Consider the following 18,747-nt stretch of genomic DNA (forward strand, 5'->3'; position numbering starts at 1 on the left):
TTACCGGCGAGTAAGCACTGTCAAGCGCGAGCGATTCGGTCGACGGCTGCCCGGTCGTGTCCGCCGATTCGATCGCCGGGGCGCCCCGGGTGTTACGTTGCGTGGGCGTCAGGCACATCGCAAGGGCGGGGAGAGAACACGTCATGGAGACCACGCAGCAGACCGGCGAACCCGGAGCGGCCGAGCGCCGCCGGCGGGAGCTGCTCGAAGCCGCCGACCGGGTCGTGCTCAGGGACGGCCCCAAGGCCTCCATGAACGCCATCGCGGCCGAGGCGGGCATCACCAAGCCCATCCTGTACCGGCACTTCGGGGACAAGGCGGGCCTCTACCAGGCACTCGCCGTCCGGCACACCGACGCCCTGCTCGGCTCGCTCCGGGCGGCGCTGGACGCCCCGGCCGAGCGGCGCCGGCGGGTGGAATCGACCCTCGACACCTACCTGGCCGCCATCGAGGCCCGCCCGCAGGTGTACCGCTTCCTGATGCACCCCGCGGAGGACTCGCACACCACCGAACGGGGCTTCGACGTCGGCCTGCACTCGGCGCCCCTGCTGCGCAGGCTCGGGGAGGAGCTGGCCCAGGTGATCAGCGAACGGGTGGACCTCGGTCCCGGCGGGGAGCAGCTGGCCCGGGTCTGGGGCCACGGCATCGTCGGCATGATGCACGCGGCCGGCGACTGGTGGCTGGGTGAACGCCCCTGCGGCCGCGCGGACCTGGTCGCGGGCCTCACCGACCTGCTCTGGGGCCGCCTCGCCACCGCCGGCAACCGCGAGGACGGCCCCGGCTTCTGACCCGTCCGGGCCCGCCGAGGCCGACGGGGTGGCCGGTTGGCGGGGCCGAGGGCGTGGCGGGGCAGGCCGCCCTCGGGGAAGATCCGTCAGCCGCGCTGTGCATGGGCCCCCCAGGGGGCCTTCGCGATCGCCCGGCGCAGGCGGCGGGCCCGCAAGCCGGTCACACGGTCCGCGTACACCGTCCCGTCGAGGTGGTCGCACTCGTGTTGGAGGCAGCGCGCGAAGAACCCGGTACCGGAGACCCGCACGGGCGCGCCGTCCGAGGTGACCCCCTCCACCACCGCGTGGTCGAAGCGGGCCGTGCCCGCCTCCAGGCCCGGCAGGGACAGGCAGCCCTCGGGCCCGACGAACTCGTCCCCGTCGGCCGCCACCAGACGCGGGTTGACGACGTGCCCAACGTGCCGTACGTCTTCATCATCGGGACAGTCGTAGACGAACACCCGCTGGGCGACTCCGATCTGGTTCGCGGCGAGGCCGACCCCCTCGGCGGCGTACATCGTCGCGAACATGTCCTCGACGAGCCGGTCGAGGGAGGGGCCGAACTCGGTGACCTCCGGGCAGGGTGAGTGGAGCACCGGATCACCCAGCAGGCTCATGGTGCGGACGAGGCCGGTGGTACCGGGGATCAGGCGCTGTCGCATGGCCGTAAGCGTACGACGGGCGGTCGCGGGAGGAGATCGACGGCGGGGCGGGGGCGCCGCGGTCAAGGCTGGGACAGGTACTGGATAGGCTGGGGCCGACCGACGCTAGGAGGACAAGGGACGATGGCAGGCAACACGGAGCCGCTTTCGCCGCGGGCCAAGCTGGCCGTGACGGCGGGCAAGGCCGCGGCGGCGGTGTCGCGGGCCGCGGGACGCGGAAGCGGATCGGTGATCGGAGGCAAGGTCGCTCTCAGGCTCGACCCCGATCTTCTCGGCGCGCTGGCGCAACACCTCGACGTCGTCCTCGTCTCCGCGACGAACGGCAAGACCACGACGACCCGACTGATCGCCGAGGCCCTGCGGGCCAGCGGTCCGGTCGTCTCCAACGCCCTGGGCGCCAATATGCCCGCGGGCATCACCTCGGCACTCGCCGGCGGCTCGGATGCCAAGTACGGCGTCATCGAGGTCGACGAGAAGTACCTGGCCGGAGTGGCCCGGGACGTCACCCCCAAGGTGATCGCCCTGCTCAACCTCTCCCGCGACCAGCTCGACCGCGCCGCCGAGACCCGCATGCTGGCGGAGAAGTGGCGGGAGGGCCTCCAGGGCTCCAAGGCGGCCATCGTCGCCAACTGCGACGACCCGCTGATCGTCTGGGCCGCCTCCTCCTCGCAGAACGTGGTGTGGGTCGCGGCTGGTCAGGAGTGGAAGGACGACGCCTGGTCGTGTCCCTCCTGCGGCGGTGTCATGCAGCGCCCCGGCGACGACTGGTTCTGCGGCGAGTGCGGCTTCCGCCGCCCGACCCCGACGTGGGTGCTCTCCGGCGACCACGTGCTGGACCCGCACGGCTCGGCCTGGCCGATCCACCTCCAGCTGCCCGGCCGCGCCAACAAGGCCAACGCCGCCACCTCGGCCGCCGTGGCCGCCGTCTTCGGCGTCCCGCCGCAGGTCGCGCTGGAGCGGATGTACCAGGTGCAGGCGGTCGCCGGCCGCTACGACGTGGTCCACTTCCAGGGCCGCGAGCTGCGCCTCCTGCTCGCGAAGAACCCCGCGGGCTGGCTCGAAACGTTTTCGCTGATCGACCCGCCGCCCGCCCCGGTGATCCTCTCCGTGAACGCGCGCGGCGCCGACGGTACCGACACCTCCTGGTTGTGGGACGTCGACTACCCGCGCCTGGCCGGTCACCCGATCTTCGTGATCGGCGACCGCAAGCTGGACCTCGCCGTCCGCCTGGAGGTCGCCGGCCTGGACTTCCGGGTGTGCGAGACCATCGACGAGGCCGTGCAGCTCGCACCGCCCGGGCAGATCGAGCTGATCGCCAACTACACCGCCTTCCAGGACGTGCGCCGCCGCGTCGGCAACTAGTACTCATACCCCCAGAGGACACACGAGCATGAGCGACAACAGCCTGCGTCTGGTGTGGGTCTACCCCGACCTGCTCAGCACGTACGGAGACCAGGGCAACGCCCTCGTGGTGGAGCGCCGGGCCCGCCAGCGCGGCCTGGACGTGCAGCGCGTGGACGTGCGCAGCGACCAGCCCATCCCCACCTCGGGCGACATCTACCTGATCGGCGGCGGCGAGGACCGGCCTCAGCGCCTGGCGGCGGAGCGGCTGCTGCGCGACGGCGGCCTGGAGCGCGCCGTCTCCAACGGCGCGATCGTCTTCTCCGTCTGCGCCGGGTACCAGATCCTGGGCCAGGAGTTCGTCAACGACCAGGGCCACCGTCAGGAGGGCCTCGGCCTGCTCGACGTCGTCACCGTGCGCGGTGAGGGCGAGCGGTGCGTCGGCGACGTCCTCGCGGACATCGACCCGCGCCTGGGCCTGCCGCAGCTGACCGGCTTCGAGAACCACCAGGGCGTCACCCACCTCGGCCCGACGGCGAAGCCGTTCGCCCGGGTGACGATGGGCCGCGGCAACGGCACCGGCGACGGTACCGAAGGCGCCTACAACGACACGGTGTTCGGGACGTACATGCACGGTCCGGTGATGGCCCGCAACCCGCAGATCGCGGACCTGCTGCTGAAGCTGGCCCTGGACGTGAACGCGCTCCCGGCCATGGACGACCGGTGGTACGAGGCGCTGCGCGCGGAGCGCATCGCGGCTGCCACGCAGCCCGCGTAGCAGCCGGGCGAACCGCTCATCAGGGCGACCCCCGCATCATGTGTTCGGCCCGGTTTTCCCTTGGGGGGACCGGGCCGACGTCGTTTTGTACGAGGAGTGCGACCAGCATGTGGAGGATGGTTCAGCGCACTGCTAAACCGCTTGTAGGGTGGCCGTAGTTCCAACCGGACGACGTGGTCCGGTCGCCGGCCCACGTTGCAAAGGTCTCTTCTGCCATGCGCATAGGTGTGCTCACTTCCGGTGGCGACTGCCCCGGCCTCAACGCCGTCATCCGCTCCGTCGTGCACCGTGCCGTCGTCGATCACGGCGACGAGGTGATCGGCTTCCACGACGGCTGGAAGGGCCTGCTGGAGGCGGACTACCGCAAGCTCGACCTCGATGCCGTCGCCGGCATCCTGGCCCGCGGCGGCACCATCCTCGGATCCTCCCGGGTCCAGCCCGCGCACCTGCGCGACGGCGTCGAGCGTGCCCGCGGGCACGTCGCCGACCTCGGGCTCGACGCGATCATCCCGATCGGCGGTGAGGGCACCCTGAAGGCCGCGAACCTGCTCTCCCAGGCCGGCCTGCCCATCGTCGGCGTCCCGAAGACGATCGACAACGACATCGCCTCCACCGACGTCACCTTCGGCTTCGACACCGCCGTCGGGGTCGCCACGGAGGCGCTGGACCGGCTGAAGACCACCGCCGAGTCGCACCAGCGCGTGATGGTCGTCGAGGTCATGGGGCGCCACACGGGGTGGATCGCCCTGCACTCGGGCATGGCGGCCGGCGCGCACGCCATCGTCGTGCCGGAGCGCCCCTTCGACATCGACGAGCTGACGGCGATCGTCGGCGAGCGCTTCTCCGCAGGCAAGCGGTTCGCGATCGTCGTCGTCGCCGAGGGCGCCAAGCCCCGGCCGGGCTCGATGGCCTTCGAGGAGCGGGGCAAGGACATCTACGGCCACGAGCGGTTCGCAGGCATCGGCAACCTGCTCGCCGTCGAGTTGGAGAACCGCCTGGGCAAGGAGGCCCGGCCGGTGATCCTGGGCCATGTCCAGCGCGGCGGCACGCCCACCGCGTACGACCGGGTCCTCGCCACCCGGTTCGGGTGGCACGCGGTGGAGGCGGCGCACCGGGGCGAGTTCGGCATGCTCACCGCGCTGCGCGGGACCGACATCGAGATGGTGCCGCTCGCCGAGGCGACCTCCACCCTCAAGACCGTCCCGGCCGAGCGCTACGCCGAGGCCCAGACAGTTCTCTGACGGCTCTCCCGCCCCTGCCCGACGTCCCTTTTGTGACAGACCGCCCCCGCGCGCACGAGCGTACGGGGGCGGCACTACTGTGGTGGGGCAGCACAGTCGAGGGAGTGAACAGATGGACCACAGCGGGCACGGCATGGACCTGCACATGGACTTGCCGCCGTTCACTCTCGGGCGCGGACTGGAGTTCTCCTTCGACGCGTTCTTCCTGTTCGGCTCCCTGCTCGGGCTGGCTCTGTACGGGTGGGGCGTGCTGCGGCTGCGCCGGCGAGGGGACTCCTGGGCGCCGGGCCGCACCATCGCCTTCACGTTGGGCGTGCTGACCGTGCTCCTCGTGATGTGCACCAGGCTGAACGACTACGGCATGGTGATGTTCAGCGTGCACATGGTCCAGCACATGGTGATCAGCATGGTCACCCCGATCCTGGTGCTGCTGGGCGCACCGGTGACGCTGGCCCTGCGCGCCCTGCCGCCCGCCGCCCGCGGGCGCAAGGGGCCGCGCGAGCTCCTGCTGGCGCTGCTGCACAGCCGGTACATGCGGGTGATCACCCATCCGGCGTTCACGATCCCGATGTTCATCGCCAGCCTCTACGCGCTGTACTTCACCCCGCTCTTCGACTTCCTGATGGAGAGCCGGGCCGGGCACATCTCGATGATGGTCCACTTCTTCGCCGTCGGTCTGATCTTCTTCTGGCCGATCATGGGCATCGACCCCGGTCCGCACCGTCCGGGCTATGTCATGCGGATGCTGGAGCTCTTCGCGGGCATGCCCTTCCACGCCTTCTTCGGCATCGCCCTGATGATGGCGAGCCAGCCGATGATCAAGACGTACGCGAACCCGCCCGCATCCCTCGGCATCGATCCGCTGCTCGACCAGCAGTGGGGCGGCGGCATCGCCTGGGCCTTCAGCGAGATCCCCTCGGTACTGGTCTTGATCGCCCTGATCTACCAGTGGTACCACTCCGAGCAGCGGACCGCGAAGCGCTCCGACCGGGCCGCGGACCGCAACGGCGACCGGGAGCTGGAGGCGTACAACGCGTATCTCGCCTCGCTTCAGGCGCGTGGCCGGTAGCGCGATCCCGCTCCGGCGCGCCACCATGGGGCATGACCGGATCCGTTAAGGCGATGGCAGTGATGACCTTCGCCGCACTGGTGGCCGTCGCCACGTACTCGGTGGTCCTCGGCAGCAACGGCTGGCTGTGGTTCGGCTGGGTGGTGCTGGGGCTTCTCACCGCCGGGATGGCCGCCTCACGCAGTACCTGAGGAAGGCCGCCGCCGCCCCTCGTCCCGGAGCTCACCGTCCGTAAAATGGCCGTGACGACGGGATACCGACAGGAGCGGCCTGGTGTTCTACCACTTGCTCAAGCACGTGCTCCTCGGACCTCTGCTGAGGCTGCTGTTCCGGCCGCGGATCGAGGGGCTGGAGAACGTCCCCGCGCAGGGCGCCGCGATCGTCGCGGGCAATCACCTGTCGTTCTCCGACCACTTCCTCATGCCCGCGATCCTGGCGCGTCGGATCACCTTCCTCGCGAAGGCCGAGTACTTCACCGGTCCGGGAGTCAAGGGCCGGCTGACCGCGGCGTTCTTCCGCAGCGCCGGGCAGATCCCGGTGGACCGGTCCGGCAAGGACGCCGGCCGGGCCGCCCTGCGCGAGGGGCTGGGGGTGCTGGCCAGGGGCGAGCTGCTGGGCATCTACCCGGAGGGCACCCGCTCGCACGACGGCCGGCTGTACAAGGGCAAGGTGGGGGTGGCCGCGATGGCCCTGGGCGCCGGGGTGCCGGTCATCCCTTGTGCGATGGTGGGCACCTTCGAGATCCAGCCGCCCGGCCAGAAGATCCCCAACATCCGGCGGGTGACGATCCGCTTCGGTGAGCCGCTGGACTTCTCCCGGTACGCCGGCATGGAGGGCGAGCGCGCCGTCCTGCGGGCGGTCACCGACGAGATCATGTACGCGATCCTGGGCCTTTCCGGGCAGGAGTACGTCGACCGGTACGCGGCCGAGGTGAAGGCCGAGGAGGAGCAGGCGCGCAAGAGGGCCCGGCGCAGCACGCGCTGAGCCTGCCCCTCCTCACGGGTCTGCGCCGCGGCGGCCGAACGGCCGGGTACGGCCGACGGTGGCCGGGTCGTCCGCGTCAGCGGTGATAGGTACGGCAGGCCGCGTCGAGGACCTCGCGCAGCCGGAGGGCGTCCCCGGCCAGGGCCGTCACCAGGACGGCCGGACCCGCGAGCGGGGTCGCGACGGCGCACTCTCCCAGCACCGCGGCCGGCGGCGGGTCCTGCGCGAAGGCGGGGTCCACGACGAGGAGCTGGCCGACGGCCCGGTGTCCGGCGAGGCCGGCCGGGCCGTCCCAGCCGCCGGGTGCGCCGGGGCCGCAGGCGAGCTCCTGGTCCAGCAGCGGGCGGCCGCCGTGGGTGACGGTGAGGCGGCTGCGCAGCAGACCGGGCGGCTCCCCGTGGCGTCCCAGCGCCTGCTCCTCGCGCAGCAGCAGGCGCGCGGTAGGGGCCAGCCGGACCTGGGTGCGCACCCGCAGGTCACTGCCGCGGACCGAGACGAGCGGCTCCGGCAGCCACCGCACCGAGGCGTCGTCGTCCAGGTCCAGCTCCACGTCGTAGCGGGCGGGTTCGCCGTCCCGGCCGGGCAGGGCCAGGGTGGCCGCCGCCGAGGCCAGGGACAGCCGGGCCCCGGTTCCTGCGGTGGCGCGGACCGTGAGGTGGTCGCCGCCCAGCGGGGCGCTCATCGCTCCGACGAGGACGACCCCCGCCTCGGCCTCCCGGCCGCGGGTGCGGCGCAGGGCGAGCGGGCCCTCCCCGGCCAGCAGGGGCAGCGCGGTCCCGCCCCGCCCGTCGGCCACGGCGTGGATGCGGGCGGTGGCCCGTACTCCGGCGGCGGGCCGGGGGGCGGGGGGCGCCGTGGTCACCGTACGGTCCAGGCGGCGATCCGCTCCCGGACCCAGCCGGCGACCGGGGCCACGCCTTCGGGGCCGCGCAGCGACTGGAAGGCGACGGGCAGGTCTCCGCGCTGTTCGGCGGCGTCGCGGGCCATCCGACCGAGGTCGGATCCGACATGGGGGGCGAGGTCGGTCTTGTTGACGATGAGGAGGTCGGCGGTGGTGACGCCGGGCCCGCCCTTGCGCGGGATGTCGTCACCGCCGGCCACGTCGATGACGAAGATCTGGGCGTCGACGAGGCCCCGGGAGAAGGTGGCGGTGAGGTTGTCGCCGCCGGACTCGACGAGGATCAGATCCAGCGGGGCGTGTCCGCGGAAGGCCTCCTCCAGTTCTTCCACGGCCTCCAGGTTGGCGGAGATGTCGTCCCGGATGGCGGTGTGGGGGCAGGCCCCGGTCTCCACGGCGCTGATCCGCTCCGGTGGCAGGACCGCCTCGCGGAGCAGGAACTCGGCGTCCTCGCGGGTGTAGATGTCGTTGGTGACGACCGCCATGGAGAGGTCGGTGCGCAGGGCGCGGCACAAGGCGGCGACGGTGGCGGTCTTGCCGGAGCCGACGGGGCCGCCGAGGCCGATGCGCAGGGCGCGCCGGGTGCCGTCGGCGCGCAGCGGTTCGGCACTGTGGGTGTGCCGGTGGGTGGGGGTGACGGCGTGGTCGAGGTGCATCGGGGGCTCCCGGGGGTCGAAGGGGGGCGGCGGTCGGTCAGGAGGCGAACAGCCGGACCGGCCAGTCGGCATGGACCTCGGCCGTGATCTCCAGCAGCGGCGAGGAGGCCGCGGGCAGGGCTCCTGGCCCGTCCAGCAGGGCCTGGTGGGCGGCCTCGGCGGCCCGGGCCGCGACCGCGTCGAGCTCGGGGGCGAGCCGGGCCAGCACCCCGCTCGCCTCGAAGGGGTCCAGGCCCAGCAGCCGCACGGTGGCGGTCGCCGGTCCGCCGACGCTCTCGTACGCCGCCACGTGGGCGGCGTCGAGCGGCCCGAGCCCGGCCGCCCGGGCGGTGAGGCCGAGCACGACGGGCTGGTGGGCGCCGCGCGGGAACGCCGCGGCCAGTTGCTCCAGGCCGGGGTCGGGCCAGGTGGCCCGCGCGGCCCGCAGCAGCTGGCGGCCCAGCCGCCGCGCCGCGGTGCGCAAGGCGGGCGACGGGGTGCGGGCGTCGGCCGCGGAGTCGAGCACGGCGGGGTCGAGCCCGACGGCGGCCGCCGCGGCGAGGGCCGCCGCGGTGAGCCCGGCGGTGTGCAGCCGGCCGCGGCAGAAGTCCTCCAGGGTGGCGGCGTCGTGGATCCGGCCGGCCTTGCAGGCGGCCTCGGCCCCGCCGGAGTGGGCGTGGCCGCCTGCGGGGAACCGGCCGTCCGCGAGGACGAGGAGCGCGGCGAGGCTCATGTGGCGGACCCCATCAGAAGAGGAAGTAGCGCTGGGCCATGGGCAGTTCCGCGGCGGGCGCCGGTTCGATCGCTTCGCCGTCGATGGTGACGGTGAAGGTGTCGGCGTCGACCTCGACCCGCGGCATGGCGTCGTTGTTGCGCATGTCCGCCTTGGTCACCTTCCGCGTGTTCTCTATGGCGGTGAACCGCTTGCCGAGTCCGAGCCGTTCGGGCAGGCCGTCGTCGAGCGCGGCCTGGGCCGTGAAGTTCAGCGAGTTCAGGCCGGGGGCGCGGCCGTGGCTGCCGAACATCGGCCGGGGCAGGACGGGCTGCGGGGTGGGGATGGAGGCGTTCGCGTCGCCCATCTGCGCGTAGGCGATCTGGCCGCCCTTGATGACGAGCTCGGGCTTGACGCCGAAGAAGGCAGGGTTCCACAGCACCAGGTCGGCGAGTTTGCCGGTCTCGACCGAGCCGACGTCGCGGGCGATCCCCTGGGCCACGGCGGGGTTGATCGTGTACTTGGCGACGTAGCGGCGGGCCCGGTGGTTGTCGGCGGGTCCGTCGCCGGGGAGGAATCCGCGTCGCCGCTTCATGACGTGGGCGGTCTGCCAGGTGCGCAGCACGACCTCGCCGACACGGCCCATGGCCTGGGAGTCGGAGGAGATGATGGAGATGGCGCCGAGGTCGTGCAGCACGTCCTCGGCGGCGATCGTCGAGGGTCGGATGCGGGACTCGGCGAAGGCGAGGTCCTCGGGGACGGCCGGGTTGAGGTGGTGGCAGACCATCAGCATGTCGAGGTGTTCCTCGACGGTGTTGACGGTGTGCGGCCGGGTGGGGTTGGTGGAGCTGGGCAGGACGTTCGGCTCGGAGACCACGGTGATGATGTCGGGTGCGTGCCCGCCGCCCGCGCCCTCGGTGTGGTAGGAGTGGATCGTCCTCCCGGCGATGGCCGCGAGGGTGTCGGCGACGAAGCCCGCCTCGTTGAGCGTGTCGGTGTGGATGGCGACCTGGGCGCCGGTCTCGTCGCAGACGCCGAGGCAGGCGTCGATGGCCGCGGGGGTGGCTCCCCAGTCCTCGTGGATCTTGAATCCGAGGGCTCCGCCCCGCAGCTGGGAGTGCATCGCCTCGCGCGAGGTGGTGTTGCCCTTGCCGAGGAGGCCGATGTTGACCGGGTAGGCCTCCAGCGCCGCGAACATCCGGGCCAGGTGCCAGGGGCCGGGGGTGACGGTGGTGGCCTTGGTGCCCTCGGCCGGTCCGGTACCGCCGCCGACCAGGGTGGTGATCCCGGAGGCGAGGGCCTCGTCGACGACGGTCGGGGAGATGAAGTGCACGTGGGCGTCAATGGCCCCGGCGGTGACGATCTTCCCGTTGCCCGCGATGATCTCGGTCTCGGGACCGATGACCAGTGCCGGGTCGACGCCATCCATGGTGTCGGGGTTGCCGGCCTTGCCGATGCCGCAGATCCGACCGTCGCGGATGCCGAGGTCGGCCTTGACGATGCCCCAGTGGTCGAGGATCACGACCCCGGTGATCACCGTGTCGGGTGCGCCCTCGGCGCGGGTGGTGCGGGCCTGGCCCATGGATTCGCGGATGACCTTGCCGCCGCCGAAGACGGCTTCGTCGCCGGAGCGGCCGGGGCCGCCGCCGAGGTCCTGCTCGATCTCGACGAAGAGGTCGGTGTCGGCGAGCCGGATCCGGTCGCCGGTCGTCGGCCCGAAGAGGTCGGCGTACACCTGGCGGGAGATCTCAGCCATCGAGCGGCCCTCCGGTCTCGCCGCGCAGTCCCGGTACGGTCCGCGAGCCCGCCAGCGGGACGAGTTCCACCGCCGCCGGGATGCCCGGCTCGAAGCGGACGGCCGTACCGGCGGGGACGTTGAGGCGCAGCCCGTGGGCCGCGGCACGGTCGAAGTCGAGGCCGGGGTTGGCCTCGGCGAAGTGGTAGTGGGAGCCGACCTGGACGGGCCGGTCGGCGGAGTTGAGCACGGTGAGACGGGTGACGGGGCGGCCCTCGTTGAGCAGTACCGGGCCCTCCCCGAAGGCGATTTCGCCGGGGATCATGCGGGGGTACTCCTTGTCAGACGATGGGGTCGTGGACCGTGACGAGTTTCGTGCCGTCCGGGAAGGTCGCCTCGACCTGCACGTCGTGGATCATCTCGGGGATCCCCTCCATGACCTCGGCCCGGGTCAGCACGGTGCGGCCGGAGGCCATGAGCTCGGCCACCGTCCGGCCGTCGCGGGCCCCTTCGAGGATGTGCGAAGTGATCAGCGCCACCGCCTCGGGATGGTTCAGGCGCACTCCGCGCGCCCTCCGCTTCTCGGCCACGTCCGCGGCCACGTGGAGGAGCAGTCGCTCCTGTTCGTGCGGTGTCAGTTGCACTCGTATCACCATGCTTCCGGGACAAGATCGACTTCGCGCCGAGGTGACCTTATAGGCGTTCAACACTCTGTTGACCTGCGCATTTCCGACCCAAGCGTCTCTTGCCCAACGCAGGGGAAGGCTTTCCGTTGCGCCGACCGCGGCTTTACCGGCCGATGGGTGATCAATGGCGGACGCACGTGCCCGCCACGCTATGGGCCGATCTTTTCCGCAGAGTTAACCCACGTTTCGGGAAGGCACCCGGTTCGGGCCGGCGGCCCGCCGGCCGGGACTTCCGTATACGGAAGACGCCGGGGGCCCCGAGGGCCGCCCGGCGTTCGCGGTGGGTTCGGCGGTGCGGCCTGCGGTCAGCAGCCCCCGGCGGCGGCGGCCGGCGCGGCCGCGGTCCAGGGCAGCGCGATCCAGACCGTCTTGCCGCCGTCCTCGGCGGGGGTGACCGAGAGCCGGCCCCCCGCCTCCACGGCGAGCCAGCGGATGATGACCAGCCCGCGGCCGTTGTCCTGCTGGACGGCGGCCGGAAGCCGCTTGGGCCGGCGCGGACAGCTGTCGGTCACCCCGACCCGCAGCCACTCCTCGCGCTCCAGACGGAGGTCGACGGTGAAGGTCGGCGACTGGCCGAAAGTATGCTGCACGGCGTTGGTGGCGAGCTCTGAGACGATCAGCCGGATACTGTCCGCGGCCTCGGCGTCTTCGGGCAGCCCCCATGCGCCCAGCACCTCCCCGACATAGCGTCGGGCAGCGGCCACCGAGGCGGGATCGCTCGGCAGAGTGATGGATGCTTCCTGGTGGTCTGCCATGGCGACGTCCCTTTCCCACCGGAGCGGAATCGCCCCGGATCTGTGCTGGACGCCAGACTGCCACCCATCGTGCCGCCACATCTGCTTTTCCCCAAAGATCTGCATATATCTGTCGCCCGATGCAGTGAACTCTGCTACGGAAGAGCGTATTTGGACGGCAAACTGGTGCGACCTGCGCCGGTGGAAGGAGGCGGGCGTGCAGCACGGTCCCGCGGTGCGCCGACGCAAGCTCGGCGAGGAACTGCGTGCCCTGCGTGACCGGTCGGGCCTCACCAGTGGTGAGGCTGCCCGGATCGTGGGATGGCACCAGTCGAAAATCAGCCGCATCGAGACGGGCCGCAGCGGCGTGAAACCGGAGGACATCCGGCTGCTCCTCGACGCCTACGGGGAGGTCGTGAGCCCGGAGCAACGCGCTTTACTGGAGGCCCTGTCCGCCTCGGCCGCAGGCCCCGGAACGGGCGGCGACACGGGGCGGGGACGGCAGTGGTGGCACGACTACCGGGGGCTGCTGCCCCAGGAGTACCGGGACTTCATCAGCCTGGAGGCGGGAGCCCGGTCCGCCCGTACGGTGGAACTGTCGGTGGTGCCCGGGCTGTTGCAGACCCCCGAGTACGCACGGGCCGTGACCCGGGCCGCGCTCGGCGGGCTTCCGGAACCGAAGGTGGACGCGCTGGTCGACGTACGACTGGCCCGGCAGGCGGTACTGCGGGCCGATCCGCCGCTGGAGCTGAGCGCGGTGCTGGACGAGGCGGTGCTGCGCCGCCAGATCGGCGGGCCCGGGGTGATGGCGGAGCAGCTGCGGCACCTGGCGCAGGTGGCACGGCTCCCCCAGGTGAACGTCCAGGTACTGCCGTTCAGTGTGGGTGGCCATCTCGGCCTCACCGGACCGTTCGTCATTTTCTCATTTACGAACATCTCCGATCTGGATGTGGTGGTACTCGACCATTTGACGAGTAGCCTCTATCTGGAGCGGAAGGAAGACCTAGAGGCGTACGGCGCCGCGTTCCGCACCATCCAGGCGCACGCCCTGCCGCCCCAGGACTCTTGTGAACTCATCAGCTCACTCGCTGACGACGCGTAGAGGAGGCACCCCCGTGTCCGCAACCCCCTTAAGCACCGGCGGACTTCTGATCAGAGCTCCGCGGTGGCGGCGCAGCAGCCGCAGCACCGGAATGAACAACTGCGTGGAGGCGGCCGTCCTCGGCGGCGGTCTGCTGGCCGTCCGCGACTCCAAGCGGACGGACGGCCCGGCCGTACTCTTCACAGGCCCGGCCTGGGACGGCTTCCTCGCCTCCGTACGGACCGGGGCGCCCGCGTCCGCCTAAGGCCCGGGCCGCGGCAGCACACCGCACAGCGCCGCAGGCCACCCGCCGGGCGGTCCCAGCGGGGGCGCGGACCCCCGCCTCGTGCCGTGACCCAGTGGACCTTCGCGGCCACGGCAGCGGCCCTCTCAGGGCGTGTGGCGACAGTGGCGCCGTCCGCCCGAGGGACGGGCCCCGCGGCGTCCGGTGCGTGCGCTCGCACGGCGCAGGACCGTCCCGTACCGGGCGCAATCGGACGATCCCGACCACGCGGCGGGCGTGCGTGCCGGGCACCGTAGGGCAGGCGCGGCGTTCACGACCCGCCCTACGGCGCGGCCCCGGCAGGCGCGGTGGCGACGATCGTCGTGACCGCCCGATCGATCTCCTCCCCCGTGAGGTCGGCCCGGGCGGTCAACCTCAGCCGGGAGATGCCGTCCGGCACCGACGGCGGGCGGAAGCACCCCACGGACAGACCCGCCTCGCGGCAGTCGGCGGCCCAGCGCAGCGCCTCCGGAGCCGACGGGGCACGCACCGACACCACGGCCGCGTCCGGCCGGGCCGCGGTCAGCCCGGCGGCAGTGAGCCTCCCGTACAGCCGGTCGGCCACCTCGCGAGCCCGGTCGGCGCGCTCCGGCTCCCGCCGGAGAAGGCGCAGGCTCGCCAGTGCCGCTCCCGCGGCGGCCGGGGCCAGCCCGGTGTCGAAGATGAAGGTGCGCGCCGTGTTGACCAGGTGCCTGATCACCTTGGCCGGGCCGAGCACGGCACCTCCCTGGCTGCCCAGCGACTTCGACAAGGTCAGGGTGGCCACCACGTAGGGCGCGCCGGCCAGCCCGGCGGCGTGCAGCGCACCACGGCCGCCCTCACCCAATACGCCCAGTCCGTGGGCGTCGTCCACGAGCAGGGCCGCTCCCCCGTCCCGGCACACGGCCGCGTAGGCTCCCAGCGGGGCGGCGTCGCCGTCGACGGAGAACACCGAGTCGGTGACCAGCAGAGCCCGGCCCGCATGCGCGGCGAGCGCCTTGCGCGCGGCGTCCGGGTCGGCGTGCGCGACCACCGCGGTCTCGGCGCGCGAGAGTCGGCAGCCGTCGACGATGGAGGCGTGGTTGCCGGCGTCGGAGACGACGAGCGTGCCCCGGTCGCTGAGCGCCGTCACCGCGGCGAGGTTGGCCGCGTATCCGGAGGACAGGACGAGCGCGGCCTCGAACCCGCAGAAGGCCGCGAGCTCCCGTTCCAGTTCCGCGTGGAGTTCGGTGGTGCCGGTGACGAGGCGGGAGCCGGTGGCCCCGGCGCCCCAGCCCTCGGCCGCCTCGCGGGCCCCGCGGACGGTCTCGGGGTGCCGGGACAGGCCGAGGTAGTCGTTGCTCGCGAGGTCCAGCAGCGGCGACACCGGCGGCCGGGGGCGCAGGGTGCGGACCAGCCCGGCATGCTCCCGTGCCCGCTCCGCGGCGTCGATCCAGGCGAAGACGTCCGCGGGATCGGGAGTGTGCTGGGGCATCGGCATGTCCTCGTGTTTTGTCGGCAGTCCACAGGCCTGCCCGACCCTAGCCGCCGCGACGTGTCCGCCAGGTGTGGTGATACACACACACCCATCCGGCCATGTTGTGCGATCTCTCCTTGGCCGGGATGGGTCGAGTGGTCCAGGATCAGCTCCATGGACCTGCTGAACACCCTGGTGGACAAGGGGCTGCGGCGCGAGCTGCCGACCCGCGAAGAAGCGCTCGCCGTACTGGCGACTTCTGACGACGAACTGCTCGACGTGGTGGCCGCGGCCGGCAAGGTGCGCCGTCAGTGGTTCGGGCGTCGGGTCAAGCTGAACTACCTGGTCAACCTGAAGTCGGGCCTGTGCCCGGAGGACTGCTCCTACTGTTCCCAGCGGCTGGGCTCGACGGCCGGGATCCTCAAGTACACGTGGCTCAAGCCGGAGGAGGCCTCCCAGGCCGCCGCCGCGGGTGTTGCGGGCGGGGCCAAGCGGGTCTGCCTGGTGGCGAGCGGCCGCGGGCCGACGGACCGCGACGTGGAGCGTGTCGGCAAGACGATCGAGGCGATCAAGGAACAGAACGAGGGCATCGAGGTCTGTGCCTGCCTCGGTCTGCTCTCGGACGGCCAGGCGGAGAAGCTGCGCGAGGCCGGCGCAGACGCCTACAACCACAACCTGAACACCTCCGAGGCCACCTACGGCCAGATCACCAAGACCCACACCTACGCCGACCGCGTGGACACCGTGGAGAAGGCCCACGCGGCGGGCCTGTCGGCCTGCTCGGGCCTGATCGCCGGCATGGGCGAGACCGACGAGGACCTCGTCGACGTGGTCTTCTCGCTGCGCGCGCTGGACGCCGACTCGGTCCCGGTCAACTTCCTGATCCCCTTCGAGGGCACGCCGCTGGCCAAGGAGTGGAACCTCACCCCGCAGCGCTGCCTGCGGATCCTGGCGATGGCGCGGTTCGTCTGCCCCGACGTCGAGGTCCGGCTGGCGGGCGGGCGCGAGGTGCACCTGCGCTCGCTGCAGCCGCTGGCGCTGAACATCGTCAACTCGATCTTCCTCGGTGACTACCTCACCAGTGAGGGGCAGGCCGGCCAGGCCGACCTCGACATGATCGCGGACGCCGGTTTCGAGGTGGAGGGCGCCGGTACGACGACCCTTCCCGCGCACCGCTCCGACGCCGCCGACGCGGCCCCCTCCAGCGGCTGCGGTTCCCGGGGCGGTGCCTCGGTGTGCGGTTCGGGCGCGGCCGGGGCCGACGACGCCGTGGGCTGCGGATCGGCGTGCGGCGGCTGTTCGGGGCACCCGCACGCGGAGGCCGCGCCGGTGCCGGAGCAGCCGGCCCAGGCCGGGCCCGGCGAGCTGCGGTCGGACCTGGTGGCGGTGCGCCGCCGCGGCGCGGGGACGGACATCGCGCCCAATGCCTGACCGGTCCCACCCGCGGTCGGCCGGTGCGGAACTGCTCGCGCTGGACCGGCAGCACGTCTGGCACCCGTACGGCCCGATGCCCGGACGGCAGGAGCCGCTGGTCATCGCCTCCGCCACGGGGGTGCGGCTGAGGCTCGCCGACCCGTCCCAGGGGGAAGGTCACGACGAGCTGGTCGACGGCATGTCCTCCTGGTGGTCGGCCATCCACGGCTACAACCACCCGGTGCTCAACGAGGCAGTGACCGCGCAGCTCGGGCGCATGTCGCACGTGATGTTCGGCGGGCTCACCCATGAGCCCGCCGTCCGGCTCGCGGCGAAGCTCGTCGAGATCACCCCGCCCGGACTGGAACACGTCTTCCTCGCCGACTCGGGTTCGGTCTCCGTCGAAGTCGCCGTCAAGATGTGCCTCCAGTACTGGCGTTCGCTCGGGCGCACCGGCAAGACCCGGCTGCTCACCTGGCGCGGCGGCTACCACGGGGACACCTGGCAGCCCATGGCGGTGTGCGACCCGGAGGGCGGCATGCACGAGCTGTGGCAGGGCCACCTGCCGCGGCAGGTCTTCGCGGACGCCCCGCCGGGCGGCTTCGACACGCCCGTGGATCCCGCGTACGCCGACCACCTGCGCGGCATGATCGCCACGCACGCGGACGAGCTGGCCGCCGTGATCGTGGAGCCGGTGGTGCAGGGCGCGGGCGGCATGCGCTTCCACCACCCCGCCCACCTCCGGGTGCTGCGCGAACTGTGCGACGAGTACGGGGTCCTGCTGATCCTTGACGAGATCGCCACCGGTTTCGGCCGTACCGGCGCGCTCTTCGCGGCCGACCACGCCGGAGTCACCCCGGACGTGATGTGCCTGGGCAAGTCCCTGACGGGTGGCTACCTCACGCTGGCGGCGACCTTGTGCACGGAGCGGGTGGCGGACGGGATCTCCCAGGGCGAGGTCCCGGTGCTGGCGCACGGACCGACCTTCATGGGGAACCCTCTGGCCACGGCCGTGGCGCTGGCCTCCGTGGAACTGTTGCTCGGCCAGGACTGGGCGTTCGACGTCAAGCGGATCGAGACGGGGCTGCGCGAGGGCCTGGCGGCCGCGGCCGGGATCCCCGGTGTGCGGGACGTACGGGTCCTGGGCGCCATCGGCGTGGTCCAGCTGGACCACGAGGTCGACGTCGTCGCGGCCACCCGGGCGGCGGTGCGCGAGGGCGTGTGGCTGAGGCCGTTCCGGGACCTGATCTATGTGATGCCGCCGTTCGTCACGGGCGACGCGGACGTGACCCGTATCTGCCGCGCGGTGTGCGCGGCGGCCCAGGAAGGCTGAGAAAGCGCAGATGTCCGTACTGATCGTGTCCGGGACGGGCACGGAGATCGGCAAGACCGTGGTCACCTCTGCCGTGGCGGCGGCGGCCGTGGCGGCCGGCCGCTCGGTGGCGGTGCTCAAGCCCGCACAGACCGGTGTCGGTCCGCAGGAGCCGGGGGACGCGGCGGAGGTGGCACGGCTGGCCGGCCCCTCCGTGACGGCGATGGAACTGGCCCGCTACCCGGAGCCCCTGGCGCCGGACACGGCCGCCCGTCGCGCGGGGCTGCCGACACTGGCCCCGGCGCAGATCGCGGAGGCCGCGCGGCGGCTGTCGGAGGATCACGACCTGGTCCTGGTGGAAGGTGCGGGCGGATTGCTCGTGCAGTTCGACGAGGCGGGCCACACGCTGGCCGACGCGGCGCGCCTGCTGGACGCCCCGACCCTGATCGTCGCCCAGGCGGGTCTGGGCACCCTCAACTCCACGACCCTCACGGCGGAAGCCCTGCGGGTCCGCGGTCTGACCCCGCTGGGTGTGGTGGTCGGCAGCTGGCCGCACTCCCCGGACCTCGCGGCCCGCTGCAACCTGGCGGACCTCCCGAGGTCCTCGGAGCTGCCGCTCTTGGGCGCGGTCCCGGAGGGTTCGGGCACCCTGCCCCCCGAGCGCTTCCGCGCCGCGGCCCCCTCCTGGCTGGCCCCGCCCCTCTCGGGCACCTGGTCGGCGCAGTCCTTCCTCACCACCTGGTCCCCGCCGGCGTTCGTCACCGCCGGCGCCTGACCGCCGCACCCGCAGGGGAAGGGCTGGCCCTCCGGACCCCGAGCCCGGCCCGGGGCACCGGGTCCGGCTGTGCGGCACCGCCGGGGACCCCGAGCCCGGGGCCGGCCTGCGCGGCGCGGAGCCCGGGGCGGAGCGCCGGCCATCGCGCTCCGCCGACGCGGGGTGGGCGGAGCCCTCCACCACGGCCTCGCACCGGACGGTCCGGG

Annotated in this window: 21 protein-coding genes; 12 read left to right on the forward strand and 9 right to left on the reverse strand. The window is 72.6% G+C overall.

Annotated features, from left to right (window positions below):
* The first annotated feature begins 143 nt into the window (after positions 1-143).
* Positions 144-788 carry a TetR/AcrR family transcriptional regulator gene (locus tag R4Z63_RS04110; RefSeq protein WP_037929031.1) on the forward strand — a complete coding sequence of 215 codons (645 nt, stop codon included), beginning with the start codon at positions 144-146 and terminating at the stop codon, positions 786-788.
* An 86-nt stretch (positions 789-874) separates the two neighbouring features.
* Here R4Z63_RS04110 and def read toward each other — a convergent pair whose 3' ends face one another.
* On the reverse strand, positions 875-1,429 hold the full coding sequence (gene def / locus R4Z63_RS04115) for a peptide deformylase (protein WP_384449560.1): 555 nt from the start codon (positions 1,427-1,429) through the stop codon (positions 875-877).
* Between the two features lie 123 nt (positions 1,430-1,552).
* On the opposite strand from def, the gene R4Z63_RS04120 reads away from it, so the two are divergent.
* The 6 genes from R4Z63_RS04120 to R4Z63_RS04145 all read left to right on the forward strand — a co-directional run bounded on the left by R4Z63_RS04120 (position 1,553) and on the right by R4Z63_RS04145 (position 6,842).
* Positions 1,553-2,791 (forward strand): MurT ligase domain-containing protein, encoded by a 1,239-nt coding sequence (locus tag R4Z63_RS04120; protein ID WP_037929035.1) that lies wholly within the window; start codon positions 1,553-1,555, stop codon positions 2,789-2,791.
* 28 nt (positions 2,792-2,819) lie between these two features.
* The gene (locus R4Z63_RS04125) at positions 2,820-3,548 is read left to right on the forward strand and encodes a type 1 glutamine amidotransferase (protein ID WP_037929037.1); all 729 of its coding nucleotides are present in this window, start codon (positions 2,820-2,822) and stop codon (positions 3,546-3,548) included.
* Positions 3,549-3,763: 215 nt separating this feature from the next.
* Positions 3,764-4,789, forward strand: coding sequence for a 6-phosphofructokinase (locus R4Z63_RS04130; RefSeq protein WP_384449555.1), 1,026 nt, complete (start codon positions 3,764-3,766; stop codon positions 4,787-4,789).
* A gap of 112 nt (positions 4,790-4,901) precedes the next feature.
* Positions 4,902-5,858 (forward strand): cytochrome c oxidase assembly protein, encoded by a 957-nt coding sequence (locus R4Z63_RS04135; RefSeq protein WP_037929043.1) that lies wholly within the window; start codon positions 4,902-4,904, stop codon positions 5,856-5,858.
* A 32-nt stretch (positions 5,859-5,890) separates the two neighbouring features.
* The gene (locus R4Z63_RS04140; protein ID WP_037929045.1) at positions 5,891-6,049 is read left to right on the forward strand and encodes a hypothetical protein; all 159 of its coding nucleotides are present in this window, start codon (positions 5,891-5,893) and stop codon (positions 6,047-6,049) included.
* Positions 6,050-6,131: 82 nt separating this feature from the next.
* Entirely contained in the window at positions 6,132-6,842 is a 711-nt protein-coding gene (locus tag R4Z63_RS04145) for a lysophospholipid acyltransferase family protein (RefSeq protein ID WP_384449550.1), read from the forward strand.
* Between the two features lie 76 nt (positions 6,843-6,918).
* Here R4Z63_RS04145 and R4Z63_RS04150 read toward each other — a convergent pair whose 3' ends face one another.
* From R4Z63_RS04150 to R4Z63_RS04180, 7 genes are all read right to left on the reverse strand, one after another.
* Positions 6,919-7,704 carry an urease accessory protein UreD gene (locus R4Z63_RS04150; protein ID WP_384449547.1) on the reverse strand — a complete coding sequence of 262 codons (786 nt, stop codon included), beginning with the start codon at positions 7,702-7,704 and terminating at the stop codon, positions 6,919-6,921.
* Positions 7,701-8,396: an urease accessory protein UreG gene (gene ureG, locus R4Z63_RS04155; protein ID WP_384449544.1), complete on the reverse strand. Its 696-nt coding sequence runs from the start codon at positions 8,394-8,396 to the stop codon at positions 7,701-7,703. Before ureG ends, R4Z63_RS04150 begins: the two co-directional genes overlap by 4 nt.
* Before the next feature lie 37 nt (positions 8,397-8,433).
* The gene (locus R4Z63_RS04160; protein WP_384449541.1) at positions 8,434-9,108 is read right to left on the reverse strand and encodes an urease accessory protein UreF; all 675 of its coding nucleotides are present in this window, start codon (positions 9,106-9,108) and stop codon (positions 8,434-8,436) included.
* Positions 9,109-9,121: 13 nt separating this feature from the next.
* Positions 9,122-10,843, reverse strand: a complete 1,722-nt coding sequence (locus R4Z63_RS04165; RefSeq protein ID WP_037929057.1) for an urease subunit alpha — start codon at positions 10,841-10,843, stop codon at positions 9,122-9,124.
* Positions 10,836-11,147, reverse strand: coding sequence for an urease subunit beta (locus R4Z63_RS04170; RefSeq protein WP_037929059.1), 312 nt, complete (start codon positions 11,145-11,147; stop codon positions 10,836-10,838). The genes R4Z63_RS04165 and R4Z63_RS04170 overlap by 8 nt, the downstream gene beginning before the upstream one ends.
* Positions 11,148-11,163: 16 nt before the next feature.
* On the reverse strand, positions 11,164-11,466 hold the full coding sequence (locus R4Z63_RS04175; protein ID WP_037929061.1) for an urease subunit gamma: 303 nt from the start codon (positions 11,464-11,466) through the stop codon (positions 11,164-11,166).
* A gap of 347 nt (positions 11,467-11,813) precedes the next feature.
* Positions 11,814-12,263 carry an ATP-binding protein gene (locus tag R4Z63_RS04180; RefSeq protein WP_384449536.1) on the reverse strand — a complete coding sequence of 150 codons (450 nt, stop codon included), beginning with the start codon at positions 12,261-12,263 and terminating at the stop codon, positions 11,814-11,816.
* Positions 12,264-12,459: 196 nt separating this feature from the next.
* On the opposite strand from R4Z63_RS04180, the gene R4Z63_RS04185 reads away from it, so the two are divergent.
* Together R4Z63_RS04185 and R4Z63_RS04190 are read left to right on the forward strand one after the other, a co-directional pair.
* Complete coding sequence (locus R4Z63_RS04185) at positions 12,460-13,344, forward strand: helix-turn-helix domain-containing protein (protein WP_384449533.1); 885 nt, start codon at positions 12,460-12,462, stop codon at positions 13,342-13,344.
* A gap of 13 nt (positions 13,345-13,357) precedes the next feature.
* Complete coding sequence (locus R4Z63_RS04190; RefSeq protein ID WP_037929070.1) at positions 13,358-13,588, forward strand: DUF397 domain-containing protein; 231 nt, start codon at positions 13,358-13,360, stop codon at positions 13,586-13,588.
* Positions 13,589-13,889: 301 nt separating this feature from the next.
* On the opposite strand, the gene R4Z63_RS04195 is transcribed toward R4Z63_RS04190, so the two are convergent.
* Positions 13,890-15,059, reverse strand: coding sequence for an 8-amino-7-oxononanoate synthase (locus R4Z63_RS04195; RefSeq protein WP_384449530.1), 1,170 nt, complete (start codon positions 15,057-15,059; stop codon positions 13,890-13,892).
* Positions 15,060-15,215: 156 nt separating this feature from the next.
* Here R4Z63_RS04195 and bioB point away from each other — a divergent pair, with 156 nt between their 5' ends.
* Genes bioB through bioD form a run of 3 tightly spaced genes read left to right on the forward strand, consistent with a single transcriptional unit; the run spans position 15,216 to position 18,541 of the window.
* Entirely contained in the window at positions 15,216-16,472 is a 1,257-nt protein-coding gene (gene bioB, locus R4Z63_RS04200) for a biotin synthase BioB (protein WP_384449527.1), read from the forward strand.
* On the forward strand, positions 16,465-17,787 hold the full coding sequence (locus R4Z63_RS04205; protein WP_037929078.1) for an adenosylmethionine--8-amino-7-oxononanoate transaminase: 1,323 nt from the start codon (positions 16,465-16,467) through the stop codon (positions 17,785-17,787). Before bioB ends, R4Z63_RS04205 begins: the two co-directional genes overlap by 8 nt.
* Positions 17,788-17,797: 10 nt before the next feature.
* Positions 17,798-18,541 (forward strand): dethiobiotin synthase, encoded by a 744-nt coding sequence (gene bioD / locus R4Z63_RS04210; protein WP_384449524.1) that lies wholly within the window; start codon positions 17,798-17,800, stop codon positions 18,539-18,541.
* The last annotated feature ends 206 nt before the right edge of the window (positions 18,542-18,747 follow it).

It is taken from the genome of Streptomyces sp. PL-29 (assembly GCF_058344425.1).